Source organism: Bacillus mycoides (genome assembly GCF_018742245.1).
Classification (GTDB): domain Bacteria; phylum Bacillota; class Bacilli; order Bacillales; family Bacillaceae_G; genus Bacillus_A; species Bacillus_A cereus_U.
In genome coordinates this window covers 2,646,473-2,668,423 of record NZ_CP036132.1, presented here as the reverse complement: position 1 = coordinate 2,668,423, position 21,951 = coordinate 2,646,473, and the positions used below count along the sequence as shown (strand labels likewise).

The following is a 21,951-nucleotide window of genomic DNA, read 5'->3' as shown; positions in this document are numbered from 1 at the left end:
AGATAGATGAAACGGATAAATCTTTGTTAAAATATGAGGTGTAATACAATATGTATCCCCTCTAATTAGAGAAAATTCACAATTTAAATAGTAATACATGTTTATCATACGTTTTTAAACACCAATTATATTTTTTTAGAATAATTGGATGGACAACCTCTTGCGTAGTATCGACTTCAGTAAAACCGTATTTTTTATAAAAGTTTTTTAATTCCTCGAAAGGGAGACAAAATACATTTTGAATATGTAATTCCTTCGCTGTTTGTACTAAAAATAAAACGAGTTCTCCCGCTAATTGTAACCCTCTAAATTTAGGAAGTATGAAAATACCACCCATTTCAATAGTATCTTTATCAATTTGAACTAAACGACCTACACCTGCATACTCGCCGTTGTATGTAATAATCGCAACTTTATCCCGCTTTAAATCACTTGGTACAAATCCTATTGATTCGTATTGATTATTAATCCATTCTAAATCTTTAGAAGTAGCTAGTTGAATACTCATAAGTAACCCCCTTTGGAAAAGTATTAATATTCTCATTATATATAGCTCAATAACTAGTGAAAAGAGGATAAATCAAAATCATTTTTCTTAACAGTTCAAGTTTTGAGGAAGAGTGCATACAATATAAAGTACTTTCCCTTTCTTCATTCTTGTTTTACGTATATAATTTAAAAGTAATATTTTTATTTTATTTTTTTATATATTTATAACAGAATAGAGGTTTAAAAATGAGTGTTAAAATCATTACGGATAGTGCGGCGGATTTACCGGTAGAATTGCTGCAAGCATATGATATAGATTTAATTCCACTCCGTGTATATGATGAAGCAGAAACAGAGTATTTAGATGGGGTTACATTAAAATCAGTTACTTTATTGCAAAAAATGAGAGAAGGCGCAGTTTATAAAACGTCATTGCCTTCACTTGAAACATTCCAAGAAAAATTTGTTTCCTATGCAAAAGAAGGTAACCCTTGTATATATTTAGCCTTTTCATCTGAATTGTCTGGTACATATCAATCGTCAGTTCTCATTAAAGAAGAAGTGAAAGAAACATACACTGATTTAAATTTAGAAATTATTGATACAAAATGTGCCTCACTCGGTCAAGGTATTGTCGTATTAGAGGCTGCCAAAATGGCAAAAGAGGGCGCGTCAAAAGAAGAAATCTTAAACCGTGTCGCTTTTTTAATGGAGCATATGGAGCATATCTTCACTGTAGCTGATTTACAGTACCTTGTAAGAGGTGGCCGTTTAAGTAAAGTAGCTGGTTTCATCGGTGGTTTGCTAAATATTAAGCCAATTCTAAATGTGGATGAAGGAAAACTTGTACCACTTGAAAAGGTAAGAGGGAAAAAGAAAGTATTAAGCCGAATTGTTGATATTATGGAAGAGCGTGGGAAAGACCTTAAAGGTCAAACAATCGGTATGACACACGGCGACGACTTAGAAACAGCCGAAGCATTAAAGGCATTAATTACTGAAAGATTCGGCTGTGAAGTATTTATTGTAAATACAATTGGAGCAGCAATCGGAGCGCATACCGGACCAGGTGCGTTAACGTTGTTCTTCTTAAATGAAGTAGAGTAAAGGATTGATCTTTTGATCAATCCTTTTTTAATTCTAATATAATTGTTTTATGCGGATGAAAAATATGTAATTTTATATTAGTTAGTAACTTTCTTTTTAGTAGGTATGAAGGTAGATAGGAAACCAGTGAAGGCTAGTATGAAACCAAATGTTTCAGTATCATCAACTACTAAACCATTGTTCCACTGATAAAGGAAGGATGCTAGCAATAAAAGAGTAGCAGCGCCTCCAACATATCTTGCCATTTTTCGTGTTGAATCTTTTTTTGTTTTTACAATCATATTTGTCATCCTTTCATATTTACTAAATAATTCGACAAACTAATTTCTAGGATGTGATATTAATAATTCATCTATTGAGCTCATTTAATTTATTTTCCTTTACAATAGATGTCTTCCATGTACTAGGTAAATGTAATTAACCATTCGATCTATTTTAAGAATGATAGTTTACATGTAGTTAAATCCTTTTCATTAAGTTTATCGTAATTCAAGTATATGGCGCTATCCTTGTTAATAACAAGTAGTAAAATTGTATGAAAAAAGTGGGCAAAAACCTTAAATTTAAACCATTAAATTTAACAAGCTATCTAGAAATAATCATAATATGAATGTAAAATTAAAATGAATGATACATTTTTTTACATTTGTGAAATTGTATATTTTATTTAGTATGAAAAATATGTAGATACATAATGACTTAATTAGTAAAAAGCATGAAATGGTTAATTAGGGAGAGAAAAAGATGGAAATAGGGGAACGTATTCGGCAAGTTCGTATGCATAAAGGATTGACACAGGGGGAGCTCGTATCAGAAATATGCTCAGTAACCTATTTAAGTAGAATTGAGAGTGGGAAAATCAAACCATCATCTTCTTTTTTAAAACAAGTTTCTAAGAAGCTGGGTGTTGATTGCGATTTTCTCATAGATGGCAATTACGAGGAGATAAAGCTTACTATTCTTGAAATATGTAATAAATATAAAAAAGATAAAATTATAACTGAAGCTGAATTATCTTTGTTAGAATTATACGTTCGTGAAGTGGATTCAATCCCTTTATTATTAAAGGTATATGGTGTACTTATATACTATCATGCCCGACAAAAAAACTTGTTATATGTGAAGTCGCTTGTAGATCAAGCTTCGCAAATGATACCAAGTCAGGTCGAAATGCAAGATCCTGAAGATTATATTTATTATTTAAAATCTCGAGGTTATTATTTTTATAATAAACAAGACTACATTGCTGCGCATGATATTTATGTACAGGCTGAGAGTTTACTTGGAGTAGAAGAAACTGAACAACATGCTCATATATACTATAATTTATGTCATGTATATAAGGAGCTTTATAAAGATAAAAGTATTAGTCGTTTGTATGCCTTAAAAGCTTTCAATATATACAGAAAAAACGGTATGCAGCAAAACGTAATAAATGCACTTTTAATGCTTGCCGTATTGTATATTATGGATGAGTTATATGAAAAGGCACTTGAAATTTTACAGCAGGTAGAAAATAGTTTGGCTACTAATGGTGATTCAAAGTATTTACCTATCATTTCTTATGATTACGGGAAAATTTATCAAGGTTTGAAAGACTATACGAATGCCATTAAATACTATGAAGAAACTTTGGAGTTAAGTGAATTTTTATCGGGGAAAGATCAAAAGGTATATGCATTACGAAACATGATAGAGGTGTACATAGAACTTAAAGATTGGAAAAATGTTAATAAAGTTATGGATGAAGCATTTCATTTTTTATCGATTTATGATGTACCAATTGCATATGTCCAACTATATGGTTTGAAAGCTAAAGTATTCAAAATGCGTGGAGATTATTATGAATACGAGAAAAATATGCAAAAAGTAATTGAAGTGGGAGTAGAAAAAAAGCAACATCGCTTAGTTGCTGAATTATCCTATGAATTAGGTAACTTTTATAATGAGAATCGCTCTTATAAATTATCTGCGAAGTACTTTAAAATTTCAGCTGAAAATAAAATGGATTAAAACAGGGTTTCAGTAATATGTTTTCTTAGTTTATAAATTATTAGAGGTTATCCTAAAGATTACGTGTTTTAACGCTCTTAGGGAGACCCTTTTTTTATCCCACATTAGCGGTTCTGTATGGGAAGGAATCACAAAATACGAATTTCGTATGTGAAGCAAAATAAAAAAAAAAAGCAAATGTCCTTATCGTATGGAAATTGGCTTTTGTTTATCTGTATTATAGAAACTGAGCAACTGGAAAATCAAGATTAATAGTGGTATGGCGCAATATTGATTTATGGGATTTCGCTTTCTTTGAAAACAAACGCATTAAAACAGCAACTTCTAAGGATGCACTAGATAAAGCATTTTCATCTTCTCTACCAATAAGTACTACATCTTGTATAACAGGCCAAGAGCCAGCACGATTATAAAAGGGAGCTAAAGACGGTTTACATGTAAATATACCGAAATCTATATCGCTTTGTTTTTCAATCCATTTGGTAGCGGCAGTAACTGTACGTAAACCTAAACCTTGACCATGATAATCTGGATCAATCGCTACACAACTCAGTCCGGCTATATTAAATGGTTGTCCCTTATGATGGATAGTTTTGCGCACTACACCTGCATAGCTGACTAGCTTTTCATCTATATAGGAATAAAATGAGTGTACATTAAATTCTTTAAGATGTGTTTCAGGAATTTTCCCCTCAGGCAGGGAATCAGAATCTGGCCAAACCCGCTGTAGCATTACAGCAATTTCGAGTCGTAATGCATCAGATGCTTGATTATAGTCGGTTGATTGTACAATATGAGTTGTCATAAGTTATTCTCTCACTTTCTACTATGTTTAAATTCTATATATACTCAGTAAAAGCTAGCATCTTTAGATCGTTAGGGCGGTATTTTTTTCAATTTGTTTGAAATATATTTAAAAATCAGTTCCAGTCATTCGAGCTAGCATAAATGTTATTAAAAATATTGACTCGCAAGTAAAAGCTCTGATTTATTTGATGCTTAATAAGCTAAGAATAACATAAAGAGAATAGTCATTATTTTTTAGAGCATCCTAAAGTTTATCATCTAATAAGCCTGGAGTGAATCTCATGCTAAAGAGTAAACTATCCCTAATAATTTACGGGATTTTAATAATGGTCATATTTGCATCTCCGAAAGAAGGAAACGCAGCTAACATATCTGATAAAGATTTTTATGATTCCTATAACACTTTATTGGCTCCGTATGCAAGTCGAACGATTCAAAGCAAACTTGGACCTTCGCATCAGTATAGTTTAACTGATGCGAAGGTTATAAAAATTGACCGATCCCCAAAATACACTTTTAACTTCATTGTCGTTGCAAAGTATCGAACTTATACAAACGCCCATAACCCACCAAATCATGTTGTAACAATTACTTATAACATTAATCCAAGTGGAGTGAAAGTTATAAACTTCAAACAAAAGAAAGAGTAAATAAACAGTGTAGTCTATACGAACCTAGAAATTCACTAGAAGAAGTAGTAATACTTACAACTTATTTAAATAGGAAGAAATAGAAAATGAAATATCAAATTACATTCATATAAGTTTGAATATTTCAAGATGTTAAAATTTTGATAGTTCATATATAATAGTGAAAAGAGTAGAATTTTGTAACTATTTGTAAAAAAGGAGGATGCAAAATGAATAAAATAATACAAGCCCAATCTCAATCTCAATGGGATTTGGACAGGCTATATCCTCAAGAACAAAACTTCACGTTTTCTATAGAAACGATAGAAAGATTAAAAATTGAATATAAAGCAACAAAAGACTCAGTAATCCTTTCACAACTTATACAGGCTATCGAAAAAGCAGAGTATTACTTATATTGCCGCGCTACTGAAGATGATCCACCACCCGAAAATAATTTACAAGGTGTAATAATAAACCAATTGAAGAAAGAAGTTCAACTATTAATAGAATCTAGTAAGGAACAAAATATTAATGGTAATAATTCAAGTATTAAGCTAATAGAAGATGAATTAAAAGCTTGGGAAGATATGTACATACAATTACGGAATAAGATAGAAGTAATACACGATAAAGAGACCTTATCTTTTGGACAAGCGAATTATGTTGCGATGAATAGTGATGATCATAATGAAAGATTAAAAGTGTTCGATTCTCTTACAAATACTTTGAATAAGGAAAAAGAAATCTTTGCTACTGTATTGAACCAAATAGGAAGATTACGTAATACGCGGAGTAATGAATTAGAAAGGAGAGAAGTTTTAACTCAATCCCTTCAAATGAATGGCATTTCTGAAACTGTATTATCACAAATGTGGGATGCAACGGAATCTAAACTTGATAAGCTAGTAAGTGCTTTAAACGCTTTTAAAAAGGAAAAGAATTCGATTACATGGCATGAACTTATGACATTAAAAGAAAGTAATGTGAATGTTTTTCCTTTTTCAGTAGGAGTACAAAACATATATGATGCATTTGAAAATATAGATGAAGAATTGGCAAAGTTCGCGCGGAATGCGATAGCGAATGGCTGGGTCGATGCTGAACCGAGAGATAATAAACCGCTGGGGGGATTTTGTGCTCCTTTTTTCAGTGAAAAAGAATCCCGTATTTCAATGCGTTATGATGGGAGTATTGATAGTGTAAGAGTACTTGCTCATGAATTAGGACACGCTTGGCATTTTTATGTTATGAGTTTTGAACAATCCACTTCATTTTTAGATGATTATCTGCCAATGAGTACAGCTGAATCAGCGTCTATTTTCTTTGAAATGGTACTTGTAGATCACTTAATAAAAACAGCAGAATGTACAGAAATGAAAAAGTCATTGCTTAGCTGGAAAATTAGAAATAGCTTTAATTATGTTATGGCGATTCGTGCATCGTTTCAGTTCGAAAAGAGTTTTTATGAAAAAAGTAAAGAAGGTCCTATAAGTGCTGATGAAATTGAGAAATTATCTATAGCCGTGCAAGAAAAGGCATATGGAAATGCACTAACAGAATATCAGCCGTTTGTTTGGATGAAATACGTTCAGTTTTATATAGCAGATGTTCCTTTCTATAATTATCCATACACATTTGGTTATTTAGTAAGTTTTAGTTTACTAGAATTAGCGAAAGAAAATAAAAGGGAATTTCATTTGAGGTATAAAGAATTTTTGCGAGAAACGGGAAAAGCTCCAGTTGAAGAACTGATGAAAAAACATTTTGATATTGAGCTAACAGATTATGAATTTTGGAATAAAGCTTTTATACAAATTTCTAAAGACATTGATGAATATATGCAGCTTACGTAAGGGGAGAGTATAGTGGATCATCAGCTTATAAAAGGAATACCTTTTTCAACTTTAGAATATGCAAAAGCTATAAGTTTATTAAAAGGTTGGCTACATGAAAAACAAGAGAAACCAAGATTTGTAGTAACTGCAAATCCTGAAATTGTTATGTCAGCTAAGGAAAACACGGCTACATCAAAGCAGTTTAAAAAAATGTTACTATCTGCGGATTTAATAACAGCCGATGGGATTGGTGTCATAATTGGATCGAGAATATTAAAAGGAACGTTGAAAGAGCGTGTTACTGGGGCAGATTTAACTCGCGATTTAATAAAATGTTGTAATGAAAATGGATATCGTGTCTTTCTTTTTGGAGCTGCACCAGAAAGTAATGAAAAAGCATTAGAAAAATTAAAAGAGCAAAATCCATATGCACATTTTAAAGGACAGCATGGATTTGTAAACGGTGAAGAAATAGAAGAAGTAAAAGCTCAAATCAAGCAATTCAATCCGCATTTATTGTTGGTAGGGTTAGGTTCACCTAAACAAGAAGAATTCATCTATGATAACTTACAAACATTAAACGTGCCACTATCTATTGGTATAGGCGGCATGATTGATATAATATCAGGTACTGTAAAAAGAGCACCGAAAATAATGAGAGATACTGGAACAGAATGGTTGTATAGATTAATGTCGCAGCCAAAAAGAATAAAGAGACAACTTGTATTGCCGAAGTTTTTACTTTCGGTTATGGCGGAGAGGATTAAAGGGATTACAAATTAACAAAGGGGACTACATACATGAACAGAATCGGTATTATCGGAGCAATGCAAATTGAAATAGACTTACTTTTAGAAAAACTACATATAAAAGAGGAACATACAATTGCGGGAATGCCTTTTTATAAAGGAAACTACATGGATACAGAAATTATTGTTACGCGATGTGGTGTAGGAAAAGTAAATGCAGCTGCATGTACACAAATATTAATTAGTAAGTTTGATATAGACTCTATCATTAATACAGGTGTTGCGGGTGGATTACATCCGGATGTGAAAGTTGGCGATCTAGTTATTTCTACAAATGTTACGCATCATGATGTTAATAAAAATCAAATGAAGAATCTATTTCCGTTTCAAGAAGAGTTTCATGCAAGCGAGGAATTAAGAGATTTAGCCAGAAAAGCTGTTAATAGTAGTAGTTTAAATATTACTGTTCATGAAGGAAGAATCATCAGCGGAGAATGCTTCGTCGAGGATTCAAAATTAAAGGCGCAATTAGTCACTGAATATGCACCTCATTGTACAGAAATGGAAGGGGCGGCAATTGGACATGTTGCTTATATAAATGACATACCATTTCTAGTTTTGAGATGCATTTCTGATAGTGCAGATGATGAGGCGCAAGTTTCATATGATGATTTCGCGAAAACCGCAGCGAATTATTGTTCAGAAATTATTGTTGAGATGCTTAAAAATATTTCGAGTAAAACTGTATTGTAGTTCATAAGTAAAGAATGGGAGAGAATATCATGTTACAAGCACTAATTTTCGATATGGATGGAACTTTATTTCAAACAGATAAAATTTTAGAGTTATCACTAGATGATACATTTGATCATTTACGGTCACTACAATTATGGAATACGATAACACCAATTGATAAATATCGTGAAATTATGGGTGTACCTTTACCTAAAGTTTGGGAAGCTTTATTACCTAATCATTCTAATGAAGTAAGGGAACAAACAGATGCATATTTTTTAGAAAGACTAATTGAAAATATAAAGAGCGGAAATGGTGCTTTATATCCGAATGTAAAGGAAGTTTTTAGTTTTATAAAGGAAAATAATTGTTCTGTTTACATTGCTAGTAACGGCTTAACGGAATATTTACAAGCAATTGTCTCTTATTATGATTTAGACCAATGGGTTACGGAAACATTCAGTATTGAACAAATTCAATCGCTTAATAAAAGTGACTTAGTAAAAAGTATTTTGAATAAATACGATATAAAAGAGGCAGCGGTAGTTGGAGATCGTTTATCTGATATCAATGCAGCTAAAGATAATGGCTTGATTGCGATTGGATGCAATTTTGACTTTGCAAAAGAAGATGAGCTTGCTCATGCTGATTTAGTAATAGATGATTTGATAGAGTTAAAGGTGATATTGCCTGAGATGAAGAATGTTTACGAAATGAATTGAATAACCTAACAAACAAACCCATGCTCAGAATAATATATTTCAGAGCATGGGTTTGTTTATTACTAGAATTATATTTTTAGTTTTTAAACTATTACATAAAAAAGCAGGTGAGAAAATGGATGCTATCAAATATTACTTAGACTTTGAAAGCATATGCAAAAATTCTTTACTTGGCGAGATGTTGAATGTTCCAAAATCTATATGTGGTGGGCTTTTGCATAGGATGTATGCCATGGAAACAACGAAAGGAAAGTATGCGATAAAACTATTAAATCCTCAAATAATGATTAGACCAATGGCAATACAAAACTATATTAATTCAGAAAAGATAGCTACTCTCGTATCTATAAAGGTACCAGCTCTCCCAGCCCAAAAAATTAAAGGCGATTCTATACAAAAAATAAATGATCAGTATTATCTCATATTTGATTGGATAGAAGGCGAAAAGCTGAAAGACGATGAAATTAATAGTGTACACTGTGAAAAGATTGGTGAAACCCTTGCAGAAATACATAAAACGGATTTTTCGAAGTTAGATATAACGGGTGATGGATTGGATAATGACCAATTAATTGATTGGAATTATTATTTGCTAAGGGGGAAAGAAGAACACTTAGAATGGGATGAGTTGCTACTGAAAAATTTTGATAACCTCAAAAAATGGAATGTGGCAGCAATTGAATCATCTGAAATACTTTCAAAATCAGAGGTAATAAGTCATAGAGACTTAGATCCTAAAAATGTAATGTGGAATAATAATAAACCAGTGCTTATTGATTGGGAATCAGCTGGTTATATAAATCCGATGCAAGATTTAATTGAAACCGCAATTTACTGGTCAAAAAATGAACAAGGTGAACTTGAAAAACAAAGATTCGCCTCTTTTATTAGTGGCTATAAAAATAAATATGGTGAACTACACGCGAACTGGAAAATAGTATTAGCAGCTGGATTTTTAGGAAGGCTAGGATGGCTTGAATATAATTTAAAACGCTCGTTACGAATTGAATGTGCAGACGAAGAAGAACAGAAATTAGGAACGATTCAAGTAGTAGAAACAATACATGATATTAATTTCTATGCAGATACAATTCTTATAGTGGTTAATTGGTTAAATTATGATAAAGAAGAAGTCTGAAATGATTTCGATAGAAAGAGTAGGTAATTATGCTGCAAGATATTCAAATTAAGAAAATTGAAGATTTACTAAAACATGAGATCAATCACCTTGTCGAAGAAAGTAAAGAAGAAGGTTTTAACTTCCTATTAAAATTAATAAATGAATATGAAAGTAAAAGAAATACATTTAGTAAAACGGGCGAATGTTTATATGGCATTTTTCGAGAGGATACGTTAATTGGAATTGGAGGATTAAATCAAGATCCGTATACGAAAGATAATAAGATTGGTCGATTAAGGAGATTTTATATTGCAAAAGATTACCGGCAGAAAGGATTGGGGAGGTTACTGCTAGGGAGAATTATAAGCGATGCGAAAAAATATTTTACTATTGTTGTCTTACATACAGATACTAAACAGGGGGATCAATTTTATACTTCGAGTGGATTTGTGAAAGGAACAATGTATGTAGGAACGAGCCATTATCTAAACTTAGATAAAAGGATGTAGTGAATTATTATTTGTTCTTCCACGGAACGTTTGTTCTTTTTTGTGTAGATTTATGGTATGATTTATTTAAATCTATTATTAGAATGGGGAATTAGATGATGGGAGAAAATAAAATTATTAATGATTTCAATGAATATTCAATTTGGATAAATGCATTGAAAGGTATGAGAGAAGAATTGTGGATGATACCAATATCAGAGGGGAAATGGACTGTTGGTGAGATCGTATCTCATATTATGAACTGGGATGACTATCTTTTACGTGAGACATTATCATCAGTGAGAGATGGACAGGGAATGAAGTTCCCTGACTTTGATACATATAATAAACTAGCCTCTAATTATGCAAAATCAGGTATATCTAAGATAAAACTTCTTGAAGAAGCAAAAGCTAAAAGAGATTTACTTGTTCAAGAGCTTCACCGACTGTCTATTGGAAAGTTAAAGGAACATTTAACTGCCAATGGAGTATCGCATTGTCCTCATACTGGAACGCCGTATTCTCTTATATATATTATTAAAGAATTTGTAAATCACGATAACCATCACAAAAGGCAGATTGTGAATTTTTTAAATGAAAATCATATTAAAAAATCAACTTGTTAACTGATAAAGAAAGATCCCGCGAATGATACTTGTGGGATCTTTCTTTAATTAATTATAATTTAACATTCATTTGTTTCAATAATCCCTTCGGATCACCTTTTACATAATAAAAATGCGGATTATTCTCATCGTCGTAAAGCATAATATAAGGTTTTTCATTAAATGGAAGAAGGATGAGTACTTCATCAATTGTTGTATGTAACCATTGATTTGTAATAGAAACAGGTTTAGATAAAGGGATTTTTATCATATGTCCATCTTTCGGAACGACATTTAAGTTTTTAAATGGACCGGTAATTGACTTTGCGTATTGAACTGCTTCTTTTTGAATGGCCCGATCTAAAGATTGTTTTTGGACTACCATTTCTTTTTTACAATCAAATACTTCAATTTGTTTATTTGTATTTGCGAGCGCATTTGTTGATAATAAAAAGAAAAGCAAAGTAATGACTCCTATTTTTTTGAACATGAAACAACACCTCACACTTACTATACCCTCAAATGTTGTAAATATTTTTCTGTCACATTCATGTAACAAAGAAGTTGTATGATAAAATTGATATTTGTTTATAGGTAATGGAGGAAATGTAATGAAAGTATTAATCGCAGATGATGAACAAGATATGCTGAAAATTTTAAAAGCGTATTTTGAAAAAGAAGGCTTCGAAGTTTTATTAGCAAAGGATGGAGAGGAAGCACTTCAAATATTTTATGATGAGAAAATTGACTTAGCTATTTTAGATTGGATGATGCCGAAAAATAGTGGTATTACTGTCTGTCAGGAAATAAAAAAGAATTCAAGTGTGAAAGTATTAATGCTTACTGCGAAAAGTGAAAGTGAAGATGAATTAGTAGCTCTTCAAAGCGGGGCAGATGAGTATGTAAAAAAACCATTTCATCCAGGAGTGCTAATAACCCGAGCGAAAAAGCTTGTGCAGCATGAAGATGTTATTCAAGTTCAAGATTTAAAAATAGATTTCACCAAAAATAAAGTATATAAAAATACGAAAGAATTAGACATTACAAAGACAGAATTACAATTAATAAAGTGCTTTTTAAATCATAAAGGCACGATTTTAACACGGAAAAAGTTGTTAGATATCGTCTGGGGATTTGATTATTTTGGGGAAGAGCGAACGGTTGATACGCATGTAAGAAGATTACGTAAAAAAATAGGAGAAAATATTATAAAGACACATCGTGGTTTAGGATACAGTTTGGAGGAAGAGTGTGAATAAGCTCGGTAAAAAGTTATTTTTCAGCATTTCTTTAACAGTCATCCTTATTTTTGTCATCTCTTTATTATTAATTAACTATTTTTTACCAAAATATAATGTGCACAAAACACGTGAAAGCTTAGAAGGCATTACAGCGGAAATACAGTCGATACCGCATGAAGAACTGGATGATGCTATAAATCGTATTGAAAATGAAGGTAATGTTACGATTGCATATACATCAATAAATAATTCAGAAGATGCTATTAATGAAGAATTACGCATGCAACTTACAAAAAAGAGAGTTGCATTGAATAAACTTTGGATTACAAAAGAAGAAATTACGAAAGTGAAGAACCTCGGACAATCGAATAAAATATATGATCAAGAAAAGATAAAATCTAGTTTTTTTGCGAAATACATTGCGAAAGATGATATGTTGATTTTAGTAGGAGTTTCTATCGCACATTCCAATGAAGTAATTAAAACGCTTAACTCATTTTATTTATACATTTTGGGATTCTCACTATTTCTTATTATCGTGCTTGTTTGGATTCTTTCAAAAACAATCACTACTCCACTGAAAGAATTGAGTGATGTCGCAGAAGATATTTCACGTCTGAAATTTAAACGGACGAAAGTTAAAACGAATGATGAAATAGGTGATTTAGCAAATAGTATTAACCTCATGAGTGATAAATTACATGAAGCACATCAAGATTTAACAGATCGAAATGACCACTTAAAACGATTTATGGGCGATGTAACTCATGAATTAAAAACACCAATCGCATTAGTAAAAGCATATTCTATGGGAATAAAAGATGGTTTAGATGATGGTACATATGTTGATACAATCATTAGACAAACAGATCAAATTTCAAATTTAATTGAAGAGTTATTGCGATTTTCTAAATTAGAAAGAGATATTTTACAAAAAGAAGAATTCCCTATTGAACCACTAGTCCAAAGTATAATAGATAAGCATAAAATTGAACTGGATTCGAAAGAAATCAAGTTGCAAGTGAACTATAATGCTGGTGACGCGATTGTTTATGCTGATTTAAATAAAATGAGAATGGTCTTTCAAAATTTAATCTCTAATGCGATAAAATATACAACGAATCAAAATATAAAAATCACATTAGAAGAGAAAAATGACGTTGTGTATTTTCAAATTCAAAATGGTATTGCTGCTGAGGGCGTTAAAGAGATAGATAAAATTTGGGAACCTTTTTACGTATTAGAATCTTCTCGTAGTAAAGAGAAATCAGGTACTGGATTAGGACTAGCGATTGTAAAAAGTGTTTTAGAAAGACATGGATTTGAATACGGGGTTTCGGTAGAAGATGGAGAAATACAATTTTATATGTATATAGAAAGGAACTAATTGTTATTAGTTCCTTTTCTTTTATATAAAAAGATTTGATAGTTCTACAAATTTCTCAACTTTTTATAAAATATAAACTGAATTTTCTGTATTTTTGATGTATAGTAAGAGAAGGAACATATGGGGAGGGAAGGGTATGAAGAAAAAGAAATTAGCAATTACATTATCGACTATATTATCTTTAACAATTACTTCAGGAGTTTCTAGTATGACTGCACATGCAGAAAATAAAGAAGGGATCTCCGCAAAGGAGAATAATGTTAAGTTAAATGGTCAAGTTTCAGAATCTTTAATGTCAAACACGAAAATTGAATTAGAAAATGGGATGACGAAACCAATCTATTCACTTGATGAAGCCATTGTAGAAAATCTATTTGTAGAGACAGAAGTTGATAGTGATCGAGATGGTAAAAAAGATCGTGTATCAGTAAAGGTTATGCGTCCAAAGACAAATCCAGATGTGAAAGTTCCTGTTATATATGAAATGAGTCCATATCGATCTGGATTAAAAGACGTTCCTGTTTATAATGTTGATGAAGAATTGTATGCGTATGAGGGAAAACCGTATGGGGCAGTTAATCTTGGATCGTATGGTAATTATTATGTTCCGAGAGGATATGCAGTCATTTTAGGCGAAAGTATCGGAACTGGAAAATCAGATGGATGTCCGACAACTGGAGATGAGCAAGAAATACTAGGGACGAAGTCTGTCATTGATTGGGTAAATGGGCGTGCGAAAGCATATACAGAGGATGGTAAGGAAGTAAATGCAAATTGGTCTTCGGGAAATGTAGGAATGACAGGAGTTTCTTATAATGGTACGTTACCGAATGCTGTCGCAACGACTGGAGTTGAAGGGTTAAAAACAATTATTCCAATCGCAGCGATTAGTAGTTGGTATGATTATTATCGTGCAAATGGAGCAGTAATTGCGCCAGGAGGTTATCAAGGAGAAGATACAGATAATATGGCTGAAGCAGTACTAACAAGAAAGAACCCAGAAGTTTGCGGTCAGATCATTAAAGAACTAACAGCTGGACAAGATCGTAAAACAGGCGATTATAACGATTTTTGGAATAAACGTAACTATGTAAAAGATGTTAAGAATGTGAAGGCTAGTGTGTTTGTAGTTCATGGGCTAAATGATTGGAATGTAAAAACGAAGCAGTTTTCACAGTGGTGGGAAGCTCTTGGCAAAAATAATGTTCCTCGTAAAATGTGGTTACATCAAGGTGGACACGGCGGAACATCAAGTAATAACTGGCAACAAACGCAAAATAAATGGTTCGATTATTGGTTATATGGGATTGAAAATGGAATTATGGCTGAACCGATGGTAGATGTACAACGTGAAAATAAATCGTGGCAAAAAATAAAAAATTGGCCAGATCCAGCGGCTGTACCATCAAAAGTCCGTATGTATTTAAGTAATAAAGCAATCAATTTGCCATTAAGTATGGGATCAGTAAACAATGTTTTCTCATTAGTAGATGATGCTAAAATAAAGTCAAATCAACTAGTGGAAAACCCTGAGTTAGAAGTAGCGAATCGATTAATATATACAATGCCTGTACTGCAAAAAGATATGCGAATAAGCGGTGCGCCGAAGATTTCAATTAAAGGGAATATTGATCGGTCTGTATCAAATTTAACAGCATTACTCGTTGATTACGGCGGAGCGAAGCCTGAAATTGTAACGAGAGGTTGGATGGATCCACAAAATTTAAATAGTATAGAGAATTCAACAGCGATTCAACCTGGTAAAGATTACACATTTTCATGGGACATGCAGCCAGATGATTACGTATTTAAAGCAGGACATCAAATAGGAGTCGTCTTAATCGCAAGTGATTACGATTATACAATTAGACCGAAAGCGGGCACGAAGCTTACAGTAAAATTGAGTGAAGTGACATTGCCGATTGTGAAATAAATAGTTTTTGATGAAGAGCTTACTATAGTAAGCTCTTTGTTTATAATCAGAATTTTCAACTTTGATATGTTCAATCGCGAGGAAATATTATACAATGTAAATATATTACATGGAAAGCGAGTGATATATTATGACAGTCAGCTCTTTCGAATTCTCATTAAAATTTGAGGTACGGAAAGATTAAGTAAATTAGAATCTTCCGTACACATAAAACGGAGGAGAAAATAAATGTTTAGTTTTTATAGTACACTTTGTACAGAACTTTATGATTACACAAAACCTGTCGGTTACTCTTTAAATGGTGATATTGAGTATTACCAAGAACGTTTAAATAATTGTGGGGGAAGAATTCTCGAAGCGGCAGTAGGATCAGGGCGTGTCATTATTCCACTTCTTGAAGTTGGATTTAAAGTTGATGGGATAGATTATTCACCTAAAATGCTAGATTCTTGCCGTAAGCGTTGTAAAGAGAGAGGCTTAAACCCTAATTTATACCAAGGAAGCTTACAACAATTTTCATTACCATATAAATATGAGGCGATAATAATTCCTACCGGATCCTTTTGTTTAATTGAAAATCGTGATGATTCTATAAACGCTTTGAAATGTTTTTATGAACATCTTAATCCAGGTGGGCGTTTAATTGTAGATCTTGCGCTTCCATATGACTGGAAGACGGGTGAGATTCATACATCGACTTTTTCCTTGCCAAGCGGGGACGGAATTACATTAGAAAATAAATCAATTGAAATAGATTGGCTTAACCAAGTAACTGTATCATATTTAAAATATGAAAAATGGAGTAAAGGACAGTTAGTACAAACTGAACTACAACGTTTTGCAATGCGGTGGTATGGAATAGAAGAGTTTAAACTCCTTTTAGAAAGTATAGGTTTCACTGACATTACTTGCTCTGCTGAATATGTTTATGAAAAAGCACCGTCAAATGCAAATCAAATTATTACTTTTGAAGCTGTGCGAAACGAATAATATAGGAAATATTCATGAAAATAAGGCAATCGACACAACATCGACTGCCTTATTTTCAATTTTAGGATATGTTTTATTTGATTGTTTATAGAGAAAAATCGGAGGAAAACCATTGAAATTCATATTAATATTCGGCCCACAAGCAGTTGGGGAAATGACAGTCGGTCAAGAGTTAGCAAAAATTACAGATTTAAAGCTTTTTCATAATCACATGACAATTGATCTAGTAAGTCCATTTTTTGATTACAGTACAAAGGAAGCAAAAAGATTAGTAAGTTTGTTTCGTAATGAAATATTTGAAGAAGTGTCTCAAAGTGATTTATACGGAATGATTTTTACATATGTATGGGCATTTGACCTTCAATCTGATTGGGATTATATAAATCATGTAGTAAGCATTTTTGAATCAAAAGGTGCAGCAGTATATTTTGTAGAGCTCGAAGCAGAATTAGATGAAAGATTAGATCGGAATAAAAGTCCACATAGATTAGAACATAAACCAAAAAAAAGAGATATTGAATGGTCTGAAAAAATTTTAAAAAAAACGATGAAAAAGCATAGATTAAACTCTCTTCATGGTGAAATCGAAAAAGAAGAGTACATAAAAATTAATAATACTCATTTGAGTGCTAAAGAAGTAGCTGTAATGATTAAGGGGAAATTCCGATTGTAAAATACTTAAATGCTGTTACGTTTTCATTGTCCAAGCATTCTCCTACTAACTACATATACTATTTATATTAAGGACGGTCACTAATTTATTGAGAAACCGTCATTTATATATAAATGACAACTTTGGAAGGAGTTAAGAAAAATTTGGAAAATGAACAGCTGGGAAGAATTGAAAATCAAGTGTATTCTAATCGAGTATTAAGATCAGAATTTGATGAAAATTGGGCAACTTGTATTTCGAAAAGTGGATATGTAATATATACGGCTACAAGTGACAATGCGGAAGTAGTAGTTTTACTTTCTGATGGTTCAAGAAAATTATTAATCTTTGAAAAAGGCGGTAAAGTAATAGTAGGCGGTGGTGGAACAAGCCATTATAGTAAACCGCATATTGCAAGAGATATTTAATGTGAAAAATGTTAATCGAGAAGATGCTTGTAGTATTTAATTTGTATATAGAAATGTTTTATCCTAAAGTAAGTTTTTGTTTTAGATTCTGGCGTTTTTTGTAACAAAAATAAGATGAAAAAGATCTTTAACGTATAAAGGTCTTTTTTGTTTTATTCACAAATAGAATTAATGGAGGTGAGCTAATAATGAAAAATAGTGGAGTAACCTATGTTCTTTCGGGAGTTCTCCTATTCGGTCTTACATATATAACTTCCGCAATTTACGCGGGTTCATTAGAAATTTGGGATAGACCAAGCGGAAAATTCTTTACTGCATTTTATGAAATCCAGGGTGCAATTTTATCGGTAATTTCAATTTGTTTTATTATAGCAGGGATATACTGTATACATAAAAAAGTGTAGTGAAAAACAATCAGCCTTTCATGTACTATACATGAAAGGCTGATTGTTTTTATGTGTTGAAGGAGTCTTTTAGAAGAATTGTAGTTTTTAGATTGATAGTTAAAACTGTAACAGCTTATGTATAATTAATATCATTTTGTCAAATGAATGTCACATAAAAGTCTTATAGTGTATATAGAAAGTGAAACATACACAAATCAGGAGATGAAATGATGAAAAAAGCGTTACAATATATATTTATATTACTTACGTTATTTACCTTAAGTTATGTAATTCATACCAACTATGAAAAGCATAAAGAGATTAAAAATAATAAACAAGTAATTAGTGAAGTTGCAAAGAGGTATGATATTCCAGATTGGATACCATTATCAATTGCGGATCATGAAACAAAATTTAACCGAAAAGCAATAGGAGATAACGGAACATCTTTCGGATTATTCCAATTACATCGTGGTGGATTAGCACCAGCACAATTATCGGAAGAGAGTTTAGTGGATTCACGTATAAATACAACGATAGCAATTTCAAGTATGGTCAAATCGTATGAGCGTGGTGTGAAAAAAGGACTGCAGGATTGGGAGTTGCTTAAATATGTTGCTAATACATCAGGGTGGCCAGGAAACTTGGGGGGAGAATGGACAGATAATAATACGAAATATAATAAAGGGCTAGAACAATCATATCAATTATATAAAAAAGAGAAGTAGATATAAAAAGGCATTTTCAATTTGGGGAAATGTCTTTTTTATGTTATAGTATAAAAGTGTTTGGGTGTTATGTTATTTCGATATATCTTCAAATTTGTTATGTAGTATTTTTATATTAAATAACTACTAAAATCATTTTTTTATATAAGGAGTAAGAAGTAGGGAATATGAAAAATATAGATTTTATACTAGAAAGTGATGAAACATTAAAACCGTCAGAACGATTAGTACTATTATTATTAGAGAAGCATAGAATGTTATATACGAACGATCTATTAGCTCTTTCAAATTTATCATATAAAACATTAACAGATTCACTAACAGCACTCGTTTTAAAGTCTTATGTTTTAAAGGATACAGGTAAGGGAAGAAGGCAGAATTGTTATAGATTAGTATGATAAGAGTACCGTTATAGACGCTTGCTACATATGGATTTTTCAAATGTAAGGATAAAATTCATTTTGGCTTTCAAATGATAAAAAACTATTGATTTAAGTAAATAGCCGGTTTCGATATGTAAAGAGTTCAGTTCATGGCTGCTAAATATATAATTTCATTTCATTTTTATTAATGTTAATTAGTTGCAAGTGAAAATGATAATTTTTTAAAACAATTATAAAAATGAAATTCAAAAACAATCTACTCAAGAGTGGGTTGTTTTTTTATTAGGATAACGAATTATAAAAATAATATTATTATGTAAACTTAATTATTTAGAAAGGAACATGTGATTATTAATGGAATTTATTAAGGGGTATTTAATATTTGTATACATGGAGGTTCATTATGGAACAAATCATATCAATATTACAAGCAGTCATAAGCGGTGAAAAAGAAAAGGTAGTAGAAATCATTAATACGGATCCAAGTGTTGTTAACTCATTTAGTGAAGATGGATGGACACCGCTTCACTTAGCTGCTTATTTTGGACAGAAAGAAATTGCAAGTTTCTTTTTAGAACAGGGAGCAGAAATACATATTAGAGCAAAAAACGAAAATGAAAATACACCTCTACAAGCAGCAATTGCGAATAAGCAAAGCGAGCTTGTAGCTTTCTTAATTGAAAAGGGATCAGATGTGAATGCTGTGCAAAGTGGTGGCTGGACAGGACTTCATGAAGCAGCGTTATTAGGAGATGAAGAAATCATTATATTACTTCTTGAAAATGGTGCTAATAAAATGATTAAGAAAAATGATGGGAAAACCGCATATGATATTGCTTTAGAAAAAGGGCATGAATCCCTATTACATCATTTGCAAGAGGAAGTGAGCTTTTGATTAGCCACTGGAATGTAGGGATTTTTCTTTTTAAGGAAGTGGAAGTGTTAGATTTTGCGGGCCCATTTGAAGTTTTTTCCGTTACAGCAACAAGTGAAGGTCAACCATTTACAGTTCATACTGTTAGTCAAGATGGAGAAATGATTACAGCGAGAAATGGATTAAAGGTACAACCGGACTATAGTATCGAAAACTTGCCTCCAGTTGATATTTTAATTATTCCTGGTGGGTTAGGTGTTAGAGAAAACGAAATGAAAAATGAAATAATAACAAATTGGATCCGCGAGCAAATGAAAGAAGTAAAGTTAATGACTTCTGTTTGTACCGGTGCGCTTTTACTTGCGAAAGCTGGATTACTCGATGGCTTCAAAGCGACAACACATTGGGCAAGTATTGAAAGTTTTAGAAATGATTTTCCGAATATTGAAGTATTAGAAAATGTAAAGTTTGTAGATGAGGGGCATATTATTACGTCTGGTGGAATTTCAGCCGGAATTAATATGTCATTTCATATTGTGAAAAATTTGTTAGGTGCTCGGGTTGCTGAAGAAACAGCGAAGAGAATGGAATATGATATTGATTTACAATATTAAAAGTAAAACAAGACCAGCAGTTGGAAAAATCCAACTGCTGGTCTTGTTTTATATTGACTGAATATACGCTAATTCCTCATCTGTAAGGATCGGACGGGTAGTTGCATCTGCATTTTCTTTCGCTTGTGTTTCTGTTTTTGCGCCAGGAATTGCGACCGATACTGCTGGATGGGAGAGGACGTAGCGAAGTGCAAGTTGTCCTAATGTCTGATTTTTATTTGAGAGTAACCTTAATTTTTCTACTTTTTGTAAATCTTCTTGAAACCACTTTTCTTTTGGCCATTCTTTGCGTAAATCTCCATCAGGAAAAGTTGTTTTATTTGTAAATTTTCCAGTTAATATCCCCATTTTTAAAGGTCCGCGTATAACAGCTCCTAAATTGTTCTCTTGTAGGTAGGGCAGTATGTCGTTTTCTGGTTTTCGGTTTAATATGTTGTAATCAAGTTGCACAACATCAATTTCATCGTTTTTATTGAAGTGTTTTATATATTGTAGGTCGTGAGTTGAAACACCAACAGCTCTTACTTTTCCGTCCCGTTTTAATATTTCAAATGCGCGTAAAAATGCTTCTGTTTCTTCTTGTTTATCCCACCAAATGTGACAGAAATAAACATCAATATAATCTGTTTCTAGGCGCAGTAAGCTAGTTTCAAATACTGCGATCACTTTTTCGGCAGTATTATAAACAGGCTCTCCACTTGGATCATAGTGATGTCCAATTAAACCACCTTTCGTTGATAAAACGATATTATTACGGTGCTCTCTTATCGCTTGAGTTACTAACCTTTCACTATGTCCTAATCCGTATACATCAGCAGTATCAATAAAGTTTACGCCGTATTCAATTGCTTTCTTCATAGCGGTTATAGATTGTTTGTCGTTAACAGGACCCCATTCATCGCCGCCAATCGCCCACGCTCCAAAGCCAATTTCAGAAACAGTAATTCCAGTTTTACCCAATGTGCGGTAGTGCATCATTTTTCCTCCTTGTAAGCATGTTATAACATCGGTATGCAAAATTAGAATTTATATG

Annotated in this window: 26 protein-coding genes; 21 read left to right on the top strand and 5 right to left on the bottom strand. The window is 32.2% G+C overall.

What is annotated here, in order from left to right; translation table 11 throughout:
• Positions 1–76: 76 nt before the first annotated feature.
• Complete coding sequence (locus EXW56_RS13605; RefSeq protein ID WP_016105124.1) at positions 77–508, bottom strand: GNAT family N-acetyltransferase; 432 nt, start codon at positions 506–508, stop codon at positions 77–79.
• 227 nt (positions 509–735) lie between these two features.
• On the opposite strand from EXW56_RS13605, the gene EXW56_RS13600 reads away from it, so the two are divergent.
• Positions 736–1,596 (top strand): DegV family protein, encoded by an 861-nt coding sequence (locus EXW56_RS13600; RefSeq protein ID WP_215556983.1) that lies wholly within the window; start codon positions 736–738, stop codon positions 1,594–1,596.
• A 77-nt stretch (positions 1,597–1,673) separates the two neighbouring features.
• Here the strand turns inward: EXW56_RS13600 and EXW56_RS13595 are convergent, their stop codons facing one another.
• A complete protein-coding gene (locus EXW56_RS13595) occupies positions 1,674–1,877 on the bottom strand; it encodes a hypothetical protein (RefSeq protein WP_002189898.1) in 204 nt (67 codons plus the stop codon).
• A 463-nt stretch (positions 1,878–2,340) separates the two neighbouring features.
• Here EXW56_RS13595 and EXW56_RS13590 point away from each other — a divergent pair, with 463 nt between their 5' ends.
• Complete coding sequence (locus EXW56_RS13590) at positions 2,341–3,609, top strand: helix-turn-helix domain-containing protein (protein WP_215556982.1); 1,269 nt, start codon at positions 2,341–2,343, stop codon at positions 3,607–3,609.
• Positions 3,610–3,826: 217 nt separating this feature from the next.
• Here the strand turns inward: EXW56_RS13590 and EXW56_RS13585 are convergent, their stop codons facing one another.
• Complete coding sequence (locus EXW56_RS13585; protein WP_215596632.1) at positions 3,827–4,414, bottom strand: GNAT family N-acetyltransferase; 588 nt, start codon at positions 4,412–4,414, stop codon at positions 3,827–3,829.
• A gap of 283 nt (positions 4,415–4,697) precedes the next feature.
• On the opposite strand from EXW56_RS13585, the gene EXW56_RS13580 reads away from it, so the two are divergent.
• From EXW56_RS13580 to EXW56_RS13545, 8 genes are all read left to right on the top strand, one after another.
• Positions 4,698–5,066, top strand: coding sequence for a DUF3888 domain-containing protein (locus EXW56_RS13580; RefSeq protein WP_002110384.1), 369 nt, complete (start codon positions 4,698–4,700; stop codon positions 5,064–5,066).
• A 209-nt stretch (positions 5,067–5,275) separates the two neighbouring features.
• Positions 5,276–6,901, top strand: coding sequence for a M3 family metallopeptidase (locus tag EXW56_RS13575; protein ID WP_002200198.1), 1,626 nt, complete (start codon positions 5,276–5,278; stop codon positions 6,899–6,901).
• Positions 6,902–6,913: 12 nt separating this feature from the next.
• Positions 6,914–7,666, top strand: a complete 753-nt coding sequence (locus EXW56_RS13570; RefSeq protein WP_215556980.1) for a WecB/TagA/CpsF family glycosyltransferase — start codon at positions 6,914–6,916, stop codon at positions 7,664–7,666.
• A gap of 17 nt (positions 7,667–7,683) precedes the next feature.
• Complete coding sequence (locus EXW56_RS13565; RefSeq protein ID WP_002200201.1) at positions 7,684–8,385, top strand: 5'-methylthioadenosine/adenosylhomocysteine nucleosidase; 702 nt, start codon at positions 7,684–7,686, stop codon at positions 8,383–8,385.
• Between the two features lie 29 nt (positions 8,386–8,414).
• The gene (locus EXW56_RS13560) at positions 8,415–9,089 is read left to right on the top strand and encodes an HAD family hydrolase (RefSeq protein ID WP_215556979.1); all 675 of its coding nucleotides are present in this window, start codon (positions 8,415–8,417) and stop codon (positions 9,087–9,089) included.
• A gap of 115 nt (positions 9,090–9,204) precedes the next feature.
• The gene (locus EXW56_RS13555) at positions 9,205–10,227 is read left to right on the top strand and encodes a phosphotransferase (RefSeq protein ID WP_215556978.1); all 1,023 of its coding nucleotides are present in this window, start codon (positions 9,205–9,207) and stop codon (positions 10,225–10,227) included.
• 29 nt (positions 10,228–10,256) lie between these two features.
• The gene (locus tag EXW56_RS13550; protein WP_215556977.1) at positions 10,257–10,718 is read left to right on the top strand and encodes a GNAT family N-acetyltransferase; all 462 of its coding nucleotides are present in this window, start codon (positions 10,257–10,259) and stop codon (positions 10,716–10,718) included.
• Positions 10,719–10,816: 98 nt separating this feature from the next.
• Entirely contained in the window at positions 10,817–11,323 is a 507-nt protein-coding gene (locus EXW56_RS13545; RefSeq protein WP_098988649.1) for a DinB family protein, read from the top strand.
• Between the two features lie 52 nt (positions 11,324–11,375).
• Here the strand turns inward: EXW56_RS13545 and EXW56_RS13540 are convergent, their stop codons facing one another.
• Positions 11,376–11,792: a hypothetical protein gene (locus EXW56_RS13540; protein ID WP_215556976.1), complete on the bottom strand. Its 417-nt coding sequence runs from the start codon at positions 11,790–11,792 to the stop codon at positions 11,376–11,378.
• Positions 11,793–11,913: 121 nt separating this feature from the next.
• On the opposite strand from EXW56_RS13540, the gene EXW56_RS13535 reads away from it, so the two are divergent.
• The 11 genes from EXW56_RS13535 to EXW56_RS13485 all read left to right on the top strand — a co-directional run bounded on the left by EXW56_RS13535 (position 11,914) and on the right by EXW56_RS13485 (position 20,918).
• Positions 11,914–12,561: a response regulator transcription factor gene (locus EXW56_RS13535; RefSeq protein WP_002200206.1), complete on the top strand. Its 648-nt coding sequence runs from the start codon at positions 11,914–11,916 to the stop codon at positions 12,559–12,561.
• A complete protein-coding gene (locus tag EXW56_RS13530; RefSeq protein WP_215596631.1) occupies positions 12,554–13,930 on the top strand; it encodes a sensor histidine kinase in 1,377 nt (458 codons plus the stop codon). The genes EXW56_RS13535 and EXW56_RS13530 overlap by 8 nt, the downstream gene beginning before the upstream one ends.
• Before the next feature lie 136 nt (positions 13,931–14,066).
• On the top strand, positions 14,067–15,863 hold the full coding sequence (locus EXW56_RS13525; protein WP_215556974.1) for a Xaa-Pro dipeptidyl-peptidase: 1,797 nt from the start codon (positions 14,067–14,069) through the stop codon (positions 15,861–15,863).
• A 228-nt stretch (positions 15,864–16,091) separates the two neighbouring features.
• Positions 16,092–16,853, top strand: coding sequence for a class I SAM-dependent methyltransferase (locus tag EXW56_RS13520; RefSeq protein WP_215556973.1), 762 nt, complete (start codon positions 16,092–16,094; stop codon positions 16,851–16,853).
• 112 nt (positions 16,854–16,965) lie between these two features.
• The gene (locus EXW56_RS13515) at positions 16,966–17,526 is read left to right on the top strand and encodes an AAA family ATPase (protein ID WP_215556972.1); all 561 of its coding nucleotides are present in this window, start codon (positions 16,966–16,968) and stop codon (positions 17,524–17,526) included.
• Between the two features lie 143 nt (positions 17,527–17,669).
• A complete protein-coding gene (locus EXW56_RS13510) occupies positions 17,670–17,933 on the top strand; it encodes a hypothetical protein (protein WP_215556971.1) in 264 nt (87 codons plus the stop codon).
• A 188-nt stretch (positions 17,934–18,121) separates the two neighbouring features.
• Positions 18,122–18,337, top strand: a complete 216-nt coding sequence (locus EXW56_RS13505) for a hypothetical protein (RefSeq protein ID WP_002110356.1) — start codon at positions 18,122–18,124, stop codon at positions 18,335–18,337.
• A gap of 209 nt (positions 18,338–18,546) precedes the next feature.
• Positions 18,547–19,047, top strand: a complete 501-nt coding sequence (locus tag EXW56_RS13500; RefSeq protein ID WP_002110354.1) for a lysozyme family protein — start codon at positions 18,547–18,549, stop codon at positions 19,045–19,047.
• Between the two features lie 167 nt (positions 19,048–19,214).
• Positions 19,215–19,445, top strand: a complete 231-nt coding sequence (locus EXW56_RS13495; protein ID WP_000789035.1) for a hypothetical protein — start codon at positions 19,215–19,217, stop codon at positions 19,443–19,445.
• A 388-nt stretch (positions 19,446–19,833) separates the two neighbouring features.
• Complete coding sequence (locus EXW56_RS13490) at positions 19,834–20,325, top strand: ankyrin repeat domain-containing protein (protein WP_002161472.1); 492 nt, start codon at positions 19,834–19,836, stop codon at positions 20,323–20,325.
• The gene (locus EXW56_RS13485; RefSeq protein ID WP_016105111.1) at positions 20,322–20,918 is read left to right on the top strand and encodes a DJ-1/PfpI family protein; all 597 of its coding nucleotides are present in this window, start codon (positions 20,322–20,324) and stop codon (positions 20,916–20,918) included. Before EXW56_RS13490 ends, EXW56_RS13485 begins: the two co-directional genes overlap by 4 nt.
• A gap of 48 nt (positions 20,919–20,966) precedes the next feature.
• Here the strand turns inward: EXW56_RS13485 and EXW56_RS13480 are convergent, their stop codons facing one another.
• Positions 20,967–21,893, bottom strand: coding sequence for an aldo/keto reductase (locus EXW56_RS13480; protein WP_098988645.1), 927 nt, complete (start codon positions 21,891–21,893; stop codon positions 20,967–20,969).
• Between the last annotated feature and the right edge of the window lie 58 nt (positions 21,894–21,951).